This window comes from Chloroflexota bacterium (assembly GCA_013152435.1).
Taxonomy (GTDB): domain Bacteria; phylum Chloroflexota; class Anaerolineae; order DUEN01; family DUEN01; genus DUEN01.
On sequence record JAADGJ010000074.1, the window covers coordinates 49176 to 62655 of the forward strand.

At 63.1% G+C, this 13480-nt stretch carries 5 protein-coding genes; 4 read left to right on the forward strand and 1 reads right to left on the reverse strand.

The window, feature by feature from the left end; translation table 11 throughout:
• From GXP39_10500 to aroC, 3 genes are all read left to right on the forward strand, one after another.
• The gene (locus GXP39_10500) at positions 1-657 is read left to right on the forward strand and encodes a class I SAM-dependent methyltransferase (GenBank protein NOZ28466.1); all 657 of its coding nucleotides are present in this window, start codon (positions 1-3) and stop codon (positions 655-657) included.
• 160 nt (positions 658-817) lie between these two features.
• The gene (gene OpgC / locus GXP39_10505) at positions 818-1981 is read left to right on the forward strand and encodes a succinyl transferase OpgC (protein NOZ28467.1); all 1164 of its coding nucleotides are present in this window, start codon (positions 818-820) and stop codon (positions 1979-1981) included.
• 463 nt (positions 1982-2444) lie between these two features.
• Complete coding sequence (gene aroC / locus GXP39_10510) at positions 2445-3623, forward strand: chorismate synthase (GenBank protein ID NOZ28468.1); 1179 nt, start codon at positions 2445-2447, stop codon at positions 3621-3623.
• A gap of 199 nt (positions 3624-3822) precedes the next feature.
• Here the strand turns inward: aroC and GXP39_10515 are convergent, their stop codons facing one another.
• The gene (locus GXP39_10515) at positions 3823-5541 is read right to left on the reverse strand and encodes a tetratricopeptide repeat protein (GenBank protein ID NOZ28469.1); all 1719 of its coding nucleotides are present in this window, start codon (positions 5539-5541) and stop codon (positions 3823-3825) included.
• A 1494-nt stretch (positions 5542-7035) separates the two neighbouring features.
• Here GXP39_10515 and GXP39_10520 point away from each other — a divergent pair.
• A complete protein-coding gene (locus GXP39_10520) occupies positions 7036-13404 on the forward strand; it encodes a PKD domain-containing protein (protein NOZ28470.1) in 6369 nt (2122 codons plus the stop codon).
• Positions 13405-13480 lie beyond the last annotated feature (76 nt).

Below are 13480 nucleotides of genomic sequence, written 5' to 3' on the forward strand. Positions count from 1 at the left end.
ATGTCCCAGGCCAACGACCTGCCCCCCGATCCCAAGCGAGCCGTGGCCTCCGGCTACGACCGCATCGCGGAGCGCTACCTGCGCTGGACCCGGGAGCGCCCCGCCGCGGTCCGGCGGCGATACCTGGAGCTGCTGATGAGCCGGGTGCCCGCCGGGGGCCGCGTGCTGGACCTGGGCTGCGGCGCCGGCGATCCCATGACCCGGACGCTGGCGCAACGGTACGACGTCGTGGGTGTGGACATCTCCGCCCGGCAGCTCGCGCTGGCCCGTCGACGGGTTCCGACCGCCCATCTGGTGCGCGGGGACATCGCCTGGCCCTGTTTCTCCGCCTCCGCCTTCGACGCCGTCACCGCCTTCTATGCGATCATCCACGTGCCTCGCTCGGAACACCCAGAGCTGCTGGCGGACATCTTCCGCATCCTGCGTCCCGGGGGGATCTTCCTGGGCACCATGGGGGCACACGATCTGCAGGACCTCTACGAGCCGGACTGGCTCGGGGCGCCCACCTTCTTCAGCCACTTCGACGGCGAGACCAACCGACGCCTGGTGGAGGCGGCCGGGTTCCGGATCGAGGTCGCCCAGGTGGAAGGGGAGATGGAGGACGGAGATTATGTCGAATTCTTGTGGATCATGGCCCAAAAGCCGGCGGAGCCCTAGCGAAAGCGCCCTATCCGTAGGGAGCAACACACAACATATAGAGGTCTCCCACCGCATCAACCACAAGATAGCGGGTAGGCGATCCGCCTTACGCGCTGGCCGGTCCGACCCGATGAGCCCCCCTCCCGACGGTCGGCTTCCATCGCTCCCCTGATGCGCCATGAAAGCCCTCGCCACGCATCCGATGCTCCGCCCGTATCGCGCACTGGCCGCCCGGCTGAGCGCCAGGACCGCCCACTGGCGCTACGACGCCCGGGGCAGCCGGCGGGACCTGCGCCTGGATTTCCTGCGCGGCCTCTGCCTGGCCGTGATGGTCATCGATCATCTATGGCCCTCCGCACTGCACCTGGTCACCAAGGAGTTCATCGGCACGGTGACCGGGGCGGAGGGGTTCGTCTTCATCTCCGGCCTGGTGGCGGGGATCGTTTACACCCGCCGACTGCGGGAGCGGGGATGGGGGATGGTCATCCTCCGGCTGTGGCGACGCGCCGGGCAACTCTACCTGGCCCACCAGGGGTTCCTGTTGCTCTTCCTGGTCTACCTGACCGTGGCGGGGTTCTGGTCCCCGCGGGAGATGGGATCTCTGGGAACGGCCATCTGGGACCTCGTCACCCTGCGCTACCAGCCGGCCCTGTTCGACGTGCTCCCCATGTACATCGCGTTCCTGCTGGTCACGCCGGCCGTCCTGTGGCTGCTGGCCTCCGGCCGCGTCGTGTGGGTGGTGGCGGCCTCCGTCGCCGTTTACCTGTACCAGCTCCTGCACCCTTACGCGCTCTCCCTCCCCATCCTCCTGGGCGAGCGCGGCTCCGATCCCGTCTTCCCGTTCGCATCCTGGCAGCTCCTGTTCTTCCTGGGGCTGACCGCCGGCCATCACCGGGATCAGATCGGTCGGTGGTGGGCGAGGACGCCGCGCTGGCCGTTTTACGGACTCCTGCTCGGCGCCTTCGCCGTCTTCTTCGTCTACCGACAATTGCTCAACGTGGGCTACCTGTACCTGGACCGCCCTACCTATCGCTTCTGGTTCGACAAAAGCCTGCTGGGGCCTGGGCGGGTCGCCAACTTCCTGGTGGTCTTCCTGGTGGCGTTCCTGACGCTGGATCGCCTGTGGGAGCCGCTGGCCCGAACGGTGGGCCACGTGCTGATCCCGCTGGGCCAGCATTCACTCTACGTGTATCTTATGCACATCATCCTGACCTATGTGGCGCTGAACATCCCCCGGGCATGGGTGCCCCCGATCGGGCGGAGCGTGCTGGAGATCGGGGCCGTGCTCCTGCTGTGGGTCATGGTGCGTCGGCGTTTCCTTTTCAGGCTGGTGCCTCGGTGATATACTGGGTGATATACTGTATGGAAAGCGTAAAGAATAAAACCCTTGGTTTGGCCCTATGGGTAGCGAAGGGCACTGCCCTTCGCTACCCCGCTCTGCATCTCTGGGGTGGCTCGGAGGGGCGGTAGCCCCTCCGAAGAACTCTATTTTCAGCCCTTCACCTGCCCCGTGGGGCCGGAGGCCACCGGCCAAAGCCCCAACCAGGCAGGGAAAAGGCGAGAAAAAGAGTTTTCCTGCGGAGGGGCTTCTTCCCCTCCGCACCTCCCCTTTTCAAGTGCGACCGCCCGTGGAGGGAAAAAGCGACAAGCGGGGGCCTCGCTCATGCTGTTCAGTTGATGCGAATAGGCAGTGCCCTTCGCTACTCACATCAAGATATAGGGGGATGCCATAAAAGAGGCCGTATATATAGGGCCTCAAAGAAAAAGACCAAACTCCAGTAAAACGTAAACGGGGAAGGAACATGCTGCGCTTTTTGACGGCCGGGGAGTCCCATGGGCCATACCTGACGGCGATCCTGGAGGGGATGCCGGCGGGGCTCCCGCTCTCGCCGGATGACATCAACCGTGACATGGCGCGCCGCCAGAAGGGGTACGGCTCCGGCGGCCGCATGAAGATCGAAAAGGACGCGGTGGAGATCGCCGCGGGGGTGATGAACGGGCGCACCACCGGCGGGCCTATCTCCTTCCGCATCGTCAACCGGGACTACGCCCAGTGGCGGGACCGGGACGTCAAGCCCATGACCGTGCCCCGGCCGGGGCACGCCGACCTGACCGGGGCCATCAAGTACGGATACCGGGAGCTGCGGCTGGCGCTGGAGCGGGCCAGCGCCCGGGAGACGGCCGCCCGCGTCGCCGTGGGCGCGGCCTGTCGTCGGCTGCTGGCCGAGTTCGGCATCGTCGTGGGTTCCTATACCCTCGAGATCGGCGGGGTGGACGCCAGGCCGCCGGAGGACATGCCGTATCCGGAGCGGTTCGCCGCCGCCGAGGGGAACGACGTGCGGGTGGTCCACCCGGACCGGGTGGAGGCCGTGCGCGAGCGCATCCGCCAGGCGATGGAGGACAGGGACACGCTGGGTGGCGTGATCGAGGTGGTGGCGCTGCACGTGCCGCCGGGGCTGGGCTCTCACGTCCAGTGGGATCGGCGGCTGGACGCCCGGCTGGCCTGGGCGCTGATGTCCGTGCCCGCCATGAAGGGCGTGGAGATCGGCCCCGCGTTCGAGAACGCCCGGCGGCCGGGCACCCAGGTGCACGATGAGATCTTCCTGGAGGACGGCCGGCTGGTGCGGCGGACCAACCGCGCCGGCGGCTTCGAGGGGGGGATCACCACGGGCGAGCCCATCGTCGCCCGCGTGGCCATGAAGCCCATCGCCACCACGCTGAACCCGTTGCGATCGGTGGATCTGGCCACAGGGAAGCCGGCCACGACGAGCTACGAGCGGTCAGATTTCTGCGCCGTGCCGAGGGCCGGCGTGGTATTGGAGGCCATGGCCTGCTTCGTCCTGGCCGACGCGCTGCTCGAAAAGCTGGGAGGAGATGGCCTCGAGGAGATGCAGCCCCGCTTCCAAGCGTTGCGTCAGGCCCGGCTGGAGGACCTTCCCATGGACGGCGAGCCGTGGCGATTTGGGTATACGACCCTGGAGTAGCTGACAGCAGGTAGGGGCGACGCATCCTCAGAGATCTCGCTGAGACAGGCGCCAGTGTCTCCGATGTAGGGAATTCGCGTCATACAGCCGGCGTCATAGGATGCGTCGCCCCTACTACTTGAAAAGGCCAGACTTCAGGAGAGATCAAAGAGGTAGTGATGAGGGCGTTGACGGTCGCCTCCCTGTGAAGGTGCTGCGCTTACGGAGCGTCCTCCCCCGACAGTTTCTGGAGCACCTCCACAGCCGGCGCCAAGAGTTCCTCATCCGGTTCCTGGCCCGCCGCCCGGCAGGCCTCAAGATAGTCGCGAGTCATGTACGCCATGCGGCGGACGAACGCCGCTGGAAGGCGCACGAAGAAAGGTGCAAGTATGCGTACCGCTTGCTCGTAGGCTCTCAGCGCCTCCTTCGACCGATCCAACTCGGAGAGGCGATCTCCTAAGTTATTGAGACTGGTGGCTAAGTAAGGCAAGAAGGCGTCCGGATTCCGACAAGCCAGATCCCGATACCGCTCGACAGCTTCCTCCGTGGCCCGTAAGGCCGCCTCCCGCCGCCCCAACTCGGAAAGCCTGTTGCCCAAGTTGTTGAGACTCATAGCCAGGTCCGGCAAGAAGGCGTCCGGATTCCGACGAGCCAGATCCCGTCTGATCTTGACGGCTTCCTCCGTGGCCTGTAAGGCCGCCTCCCGCCGCCCTAGCGCCGAGAGGGCTACCCCCAAATTGCTTCGCCACCTCGCCTGTTCAGCCTCATCACGGGTTACGGCCAGGAAGGCCTGATACAGTCCGACCAACATCTCCCGGTGGGCCAGGGTGCGCTCGGGATGGTCAGGCAGGTTGGCGCGCCAGGTTTCCATCCAGTCGCGGGCTGCTTCCGGATTGTGCGCGTCCAGTTCCCTAGCCGTTTCCTCCAGCCAAGCGGCCAGCGTCCCGGCCACGGCTCGCGCGGCCTCCGGATACGCGTCACACAGGCGAGGCAACACCTCTCGGGCAGTGATCAGGGGCCATAACAATGGCACAATGTCCTGTGCCCCTACAGCGAGAATCTCAGGTGGTCGAGAGGATACCTTCAAGCGCTGGAAAACCGCCTCCATCTTCCCAGGTGTGGGCAAGATCGCGCGGGTGAGCGCGGCCAGATCCTTGCATCGCGCCAACACGAAGTCCGCCAGAGGGTCCGGGGCGACAGGCGAGAGCAGGGAGGACGGCCAGAAACGCTCCTCTGCGGGGAGAGAGGGGACGATATAAGGCACCTGCTGCGCCAGCCAGGGGAGATCCAGCGTCTCCCTCCGCGGGTGACGCACGCCAACCGGTGGACATCGCTCCCAAAACGCGGCCACTTCCTCGGGCGTGAAGAAGGGACGGCCCAGGGTAGCTGCAACCAGGGCCTGTTCTACGCGCGCCTGGGCCATCTGCACCAGGTGGCCATCCAGGCTCCCCCGGGCGATTTGGTCCAAGATGCGGGCCCACTTGTCCCGCTCCCAGTCCCACACATTCTGATAAATGGCTTCTTCGTCCCGGCTGTCAAGCACCCTGTGCCCCTGTGCAGCCAGGAATGCCAGCAGGATCAAGGCCAGAGGACGACGAGGCAGCGCGTCGTCCTCATACTCTACCCGGGGCACATCCTCTCCCACGGCCAGGCGCCTGCGAAACGCGTTCACGGCCACGTCGAAGAGCTCCCGGCGCTCGGCTTCCTTGAGGGAAGGGATGGATCGAGGGGCCATGTCCTCGACCAAGAGGCTGCACAGGTGCTCGACACCCCGGATACTCCACTGACGCAGGTCCTCGTAGAACGGGCTACGTCTGGTAGGGTCCTCTGGCGACGTGGGGGCCTGACGGGTGAGGAAGACCAGCGCCAGGGGGGCCTCCCGCCCCTTCACGGCCACCACCGCGTCCAGCAGGGCCTCCAGATGACCAAAGGGACGCATCTCCGCGTAGTCCACGATGAGGAGTGTGGGGCGCTCCGGGTCGGCCCATACCTGTATATGCTCCTCGCTCCACCCCTGAGGGGAGCGAGGCAGGAAGCCCACCCGCCAGCCGCTTTTCTGCAAAGTCATGCCCACCTCCAACAGGAGACGGGTCTTGCCCGCGCCGCCAGCGCCGTGGAGCCACTGCAGCCTTACCCGGGCCTCCTCCCGATCCAAGCCTTGGGCCCAGGTCACCAGATTGTCATGAAGGGAGTGAAACTTTTCCCCGATGAGAGGAATGAGATGATACAGGTACTGGGCCTTGAGCTCGTGGAGGGTAAAGCGAGCCTCAGGCTCGACCTGTTCAATTCTCACCACGGGATCGAGAGCGTCCCAGGCCCTCGCCCTGGGGGATCGCGCTTGCTCTTCGAGCTGTTGCTGCAGCGCAGTCAGCGCCCCGTCGAGGTGATCCAATCGCTCCAGCGTTACCTGCTGGAAACCCAGATCTCGAATCTCCGGATACCTCAGAAGGGTCTCATAGTATGTGCGCACCAGATGTTTGATAGCAAGGAGCGCCCCCTCTTCCACCAGTTGCAAGCGCTTTTCCCCCGCCTTGAGGGTTGCTTCAGCGGCTTTCCGGGGGTCGAAGTTCAGGTCCGCCAGCGCTCGTTCGTCCAGGCCGTGATCCTGCAGCAAAAAGAGGGCTTCGATGTAGGCATGTTGCGCCAGATCGCGACCGGAGGAAGACATCTCCCTTTCCAGGAAACATGCCCAGTCCTCACACGCCTTCTCCAGGGCTCGGCAAGCCTGCGCGTCAGCGGAGACGTCGGAGAGCCAATCTTCATAGATCTGATACAGGGTCTGGGCCACGTCCAGCCCGCCCAGCACCTCCCTCAGGATGGGCACGCGTCGGGCGGCAACGACAAAAACGGTCAGACCAATGGTGTGGATGCCCCTGCGCCTCGAGGACACGGTTCCCTCCAATGCGGAAACGCGGGCGAGAAACTATACGGATCTTGCCTGCCCCATTTTACTACGACAGCGGCCATCGACGCAACGGCCGGCCAGCGACAAGGGCTCGCGGGCATCCCTGACCAAGGTACGCCATATCCCCGGCAAATTCCCATACCTGGCGGCCCGAACTTTTTGTATAATATTCTTAAGGTAGATCCCGGCCGGGCGACCCGCCCACGGAGGGATCCTACCCTTGGAGGCTTACGTCGGAGGGGCTCCCCTCCACGCTTCCCTCCTCAGGGACAAGCGCCCCTGAAGAGAGAAAAGCTCGAGGCCCGAGGCAGACGGCGGAGGAAGGGCGACGACGCGCACACCCCCTCCCCAAAACCCGGGCATGGCGCTCCAGTCCCCGCAGCAACGCTCCAAAGAGTGCGTTTGAACACCCAACCAAAGATGGGCTACCCGAAAAATCGAACAGTACATGAATAGCCGCGGAGGCCTCTCCACGGCCCATATCCCCTGGGGAGAGCGCCTCGAAGGCGGACATCAGGAGGTATTGTCATGCACATGGAGAAGCTGCTCCGCTCCCCCCTGTTCCTCCTTTTCATCGTCCTCGTCGTCCTGGGGATCACGCTCGTTCCGCCCCTACCCTCATGGGGTGTAAGCGATGCCGCACGGGCCGCGGGGATCTCCACCCCTTATGCGATCAGCCAGGGCCAGTGGACAAAGGTCGATCTCGGCACCCTCATCAGCGACTTTCGCGCCATATGGGGGACATCCCCTAGCGACATCTACGTCGTAGGAAGCCGCTACACCATCCTGCATTACGACGGGACCTCATGGAGCCGGGTTGGACCCAATAACCTCTCTTACTATCTATACGACGTTTGGGGCTCCGCCTCTAACGATGTGTATGTCCTGGGCGAATATGGAGAGGTATATCACTACAATGGCAGCACGTGGTCCAACTTCCAGCTGACGCAGGCAGGTAGCTCACTGGGGCTGAGCCGGGCATATAGCATTTGGGGAACAGGACCGGATAACATCTTCATCGTCGGAGGCAATGACTCAGGAACCGCCAGCACTGAGGGACGTATCTTTCACTATGACGGCAGCACCTGGTCACTCCAATTCGTCGTCTCAAGCCTGGGATACCTCTGGTTCAACCACGTATGGGGCCTATCTCCCACGGAGGTCTATGCTCTGACGAACACGGGGGAAATCTACCGCTATGACGGCACCCTATGGCAACCCATGTCCTCTCCCACGACATCCGCGCTCTTCGGCATGTGGGGGACCTCATCGAGCAACCTCTACATCGTCGGAGAAAGCGGAAGAGCATACCACTACGATGGCTCCTCCTGGAGTCCTCTCACCCTTCCCCTGAACCGATCGACCGACTACATCTACGGCATTTGGGGCACCTCTGCCACAGATATCTACGCCGTAGGAGACAGCGGGTCTATCGTCCACTATGACGGAAGCACCTGGTCATCCATGAACAGCGGGGTTACCAATGGGCTGCGGGATGTATGGGGCACGAGCAGCATTGTGTACGCGGTGGGCAATGAAACAACGATCCTGTACCACACAGCCTCTGCCGCCACTCCTACCCCGACATCCACGCCCACGTCCACATCCACACCCACGCCTACCCCGACGAGCACGCCGACGGCAACCCCTACACCTACAACCGAATATATCGTGGTCACCGACACCCCTACGCCTACGCCGACCCCCACGCCCACGACCACACGTGAATATCACTTTGAGGGAGCGGTGAAGGACTCTGCCGGCAATCCCTTGATAGGCGTGCTCATCCGGCTCCTCGCGCGCACCACCGAGGAGGAGGCCTGGAATGCCATCCAGGAAGTGTATACCGATCGGCAGGGACTGTACGCCCTCTACCGGCAGGAGGTTGCAGGCTATCGCGACTATCGCGTCGTCGAGGTGGACCCGCCCGGCTACGTGTCCACGGGGGCGGAGGCAGCTCCCGGCGGCACGGTCATCGATTACAACACCATCGAGTTCCTCAATCCGCCCTCCGGCTATTACCGGGGCAACGTCTTCTATGATGCCAAAGCGCCCCCCACCCCCACCCCGACGCCTACGCCCGGCATCCCTATCCTGACCATGGGCGTCTCCGGGGAAGCCCAGAAAACATGCCCATCATCCGACGAATGGCGGGTTCAGAACATTATCCTTTCCGTCAACGAGGTCTCGGACTGGCAGGTCTCCTCGATCACGTTCAACGCGTCGGGTACGGGAAATGAAAAGGACGATATCCAGGAAGCGCATCTCTATTACGGCAACCGCCTCTTAGGCACGGCCAGATACGACAGGGATAATGGCTCCATCTCGTTCAGCTTCGGGTTGCACATCCCCAAGGGCGGGACGGTGCGCCTGCGGCTGACCTACAAGCTCGATCCGGACAAGATGACCTGGGATGCCCGCAGCAAGACCTTCCAGGTGACCACGAGCGTGAAGCAGCTAGGAGCTATCCCCCTTGATCCACCCACCGACAAGTACGAGAAGCTGCCGCCCAATCCCATCGTGGGGCCGGAACACGAGATCGCCCGAGTGTGGAATGTCTCCCTGAAGCCGGAGAAGGGATTTGGCACCATTCAAGGAGGGATCGACGCGGACGTCACCGTGGATGGCCACACACTGGAAGTCTGCCCTGACACCTACCGAGAGAACGTGCGCGTCACCAAAGAGCTGACCATCCTGGCGCAATCCCCCCTCACTTCCCTCATCGAGGCCGCCCAACCTGACGCGCACGCGGTGGAGATCACCCGAAACAACACCACCATCCATGGATTCGTCATCTATGGCGCCACCGGCGAGGGCAAGGCAAGCATCGCCGCCCATCCCACCAACGGCGTCTCGAACCTCACCAACGTCCAAATCCTCAAAAACCGCCTGGAAGGCAACGATTACGGGCTCTTCTTCAAGGACGTGGCCAACAGCCTTGTGCGCGACAATATCCTGCAGAATAACCGGGCCTACGGCGCCTACCTTGGCCCCAACATCCTGACCAATGACGAGGAGCAGCGGATCCGCTTCGAGAGGAACAAAGTCTCACACAATGGCGGAGGGATCTTCCTTGACGGCGTTTTCGACGCCCTGATCACCGACAACACGGTGGAGAAAAATCGAGCGCGTGCGTCGCTCACCCAGGCCGAACAGCAACTGCCCCTCGGCCATGGCGTCTATCTGCGTGATTCACACATGGTGCACCTGCGGAATAACAAGATCGGCCACCACTCCGGACATGGCATCGTGGTCGAAGGGGGCGGGAGCCAGACGACCTCCAATGTGCTGGAGGGGGATGCGATCTACGATAGCGGAGGATACGGCATCTATGTCAAGAACGCGAAATACACCCGGATCATCAACCCGATATTGATATCTAACGCTGGGGACGCCATCTATATCGAAGGCGGCGAGGGCACTCGCATCTCCCAAGAGGATAACGACCGAGGAAAGGATTGCTCCATTGATCTTACGGACGCCATCACGGCATCCGCCCGCGCCATCGTGGTGACGGGCGGCGCGCGGGATACCCGGGTAGTGGGATGCACTCTCGCCCTGCGGGATACGGACACGGGCATCTACGGAGAGAACGCCACGAACCTGACCGCGCGCGCCAATCTCATCTTCTACGGCACCTACGGCGTGTATCTCAAGAACGTCACCGGCTTCCTCATGTTGGAGAAAAACGCCCTCCAAGACCAGAAGGAGGAGGCTTTGCGTTGCGAGGATTCCCGTGATCTGGACATCCGCCAGGGGAACGAGTTCTTCCTCCCGGGCAAAGCAGCCCTGGCTTTCTACCGCTGCACCACGACCCGTCGGGACGATCAGAACCGAGTCTGGAATAATATCATCGACGGGCGCGCACGCACCAAGCAAGGCATCTACATAGAGGATAGTTCATCCCTGTGGGTGGGGGAGAATACGATGAGGAACCTCGTCGAAACGGGCGTGGCCATCGCCAACGCTCAGGGGATCGAGGTCGCGCGCAACACCATCGCCGATGTTCAGCAGAACGGCGTGATCGTCTCCTCGGCCCAGGATGTGGACATCCGGGAGAACACCTTGACCAACATCTCGCAAGACGCCGTGGCCATCACCTCATCCCAAGACGTGCAGGTCCAAAAGAACACGATCAATGGCGTCGGACGTACAGGCGTGCGCGCGGTGTCCTCCAGCAAAGTGATCCTGCAAGAGAACACGATCCAGTACTCGGCCGCCCAATCTGGCATCCGCCCGAGCGCCTCCTCGCTTCCTATCAACGGCATGTACCTGGTCAACCTCTCGGACAGCCGCATCGTCACCAACACGGTGAGGAACATGGTCGGCCGGGGCATCATGGCCCGCGGCGGGCAGAATATGGTGGTGAGCGGCAATACGATCCAGGGGAACAACGGCGGCCTCCTGTTGTGGGAGAGCCCCGCCCAGGTGCGAGGCAACACGGTGAAGGACAACCGTGGCTATGGGATCTTCCTCTACAAAAGCGAGAAGACCACGGTGGCGGGCAATACGGTGGGCCCCACGGCCCTCGGCATGGCCCAGGACCCCGCCGTGCGACGGGGGGTGAATACCACGGGTGGGCACGGCATCCTCCAGTTCTGGGGCAAGGAGAACCGCATTGAGGGGAACGAGGTCACCTACAGCGCCGGCACCGGGATCTATCTGGAGTGCTACGGCCAGACCATGGACAAAGTCGGCTGCGAGCGAACGGCCATCCTCAAGAACGAGGTGGCGGCCAACACCGGCCACGGTATCCTCATCTCCTATGGAGATCACGTGAACGTCAAGGGCAACCTCATCGCCAACAACAGCGGCGATGGGATCTATCTGCATCATGCCATCGCTGCCACCGTCGCCCAGGCCGACGACGAAACCCCCAACCGCATCCGCGAGGTACGAAACGGCATCGCGGTCATCGGCGGCGGTGGCCATCACATCTGGTCGAACCAGGTGAGCAAGCCCCGCGAGCATGGCATCACGCTGGTGAACACCACCAAGAACACGGTGTGGAACAACGAGATCTCCGACGCCGCCAAGGATGGCATCCATCTGGAGAAGGCGCCGCGCAATACGGGCTGGGACGGGAGTTCCGGCATCGAACTGAATCGCGTCACCAAGAGCGGGCGCTATGGCATCTATCTGGACGAGTCCCCGGAGAACAGAATTGGGGCGAACACCGTCGAGGACAGCCCATACGATGGGATCTACCTGCGGCTCTCCCACAAGAGCCGCGTGCAGGGCAATAAGGTGTATCGCAGCGGGCGCTACGGCATCCACTTCCAGGAAACCCATCAGAGCGAGATATCCAAGAACATCGTACAGGAGCAAGGGGAACACGGCATCGTGCTGGATAGCGGCTCCCAGCGCAATGTGTTGAAAGAAAACCTGGTGGGTATGGACAAGGGCAACGGCGGCGATGGGCTGCGCCTGGCCTACGCGCACAAGAACGAGATCCTCAACAACCAGTTCCAGTTCAACAAGGGCCACGGCGTCTCTCTCTTCGTGGCCGAGGGCAATAAGATCGAGAACAACACCTTTGTGGAGAATGAGGGAGACGGCGTCTACAGCGACGGTTCCCGCCAAACACAGATCCTGAACAACCGCTTCGAGGATAACAAGGGCAACGCGATCGCCCTGAAGAACAGCACGGTAGATCGTCGAGCCAGGCGTACGGTGGTGCGGGGGAACCGGGCAACACAAAACTACGACTTCGGCTGGGGCAAAAACGGCATCCTGGTAGACACGGCCAACTACATCGAGATCCTCAGCAACATCGTGACCAACCATCCCGAGTACGGGATCTACATCAATCGCACGGATCACACCACGGTCCTGGGCAACCGTCTGTTGAACAACTGCGGCGGCATCTACATCCAGAATAGCCAGTTCCTGGCCGGCACCATGGGCAACAACACCATCAACAACAGCTGGTGCCTGTTCACAGGCATTCACCTGAAGAACGCCAGTCCCCGCATCGAGGGCAACCAGATCTCTGGTAACGCCGGGGACGGCATCATCGCAGAGGAGGGGTCGAACCCGGAGATCGTGAACAACGCGATCACAAACAACGGCCGCGACGGCATCCGCACCATGAGTGGGTCCCAGCCCACGGTGCGGGACAATACCTTCAACGGGAACGCGGCGTTCGGCCTGCGCAACGAGGACACCTCGGTGACCGTGGACGCTCGCGGCAACTGGTGGGGCGACGCCAGCGGCCCGAGCGGCGAGGGGCCCGGCTCAGGCGATGCGGTGAGCGCAGGCGTGGACTTCACGGGCTGGCTCCCCACCCCCGCCGGCCTCACGGCCCGGGCCGAGCCGGCGGAATTGTGGGCGCCGCCGAGTGGCCAGGTGGTAGCGCACGTGTACCTGCAAACGCTGACCGCTCTCCCCGCTGCCGTCACGGTGACGGTGGGTGACGAGCAAGGCTGGACGCCCGCGGGCTACAGCTTCCGGACGACCATCACCGAGACCGCGGGAATGGCGTTGCCCATCACCATCACCGTGCCCGCGAACGCGGCGCCAGGCACGGTGAACACGGTGCGGGTGACCGCCACGTCCGAAGGCGATCCCTCTCAGGAGGCGACAACCACGTTCCAGGTGCAGGTGACGGCGCCGGTGCAGTGGGCCTCTATCCTTGGTCCCACCATGCTGGACCTCGGCGAGACGGCCACCTTCACCGCCCTCGTGATGCCGCAGGACGCGGCGGAACTCCTGTTCCTGTGGCAACCCGATCCCGCCGAGGGCCAGGGCGAGAGCTCCGCCACCTTCACCTGGGACACCCCCGGGCTCCACACGGTGACCCTGGAGGTGGAACAGTTCGGGCAGACCTTCCAGGTCAAGAAGTTGGTGGCCGTAGGGAGGGGATGGCAGGTATACCTACCGATGATGACGAGGTAAAGGCGGAAACGGGATGGGAGCGTGCTTCTGCGCCCCCAGGGAGGCCCGGAGGGGGATCCTCCGGGCCTCCGCTTTT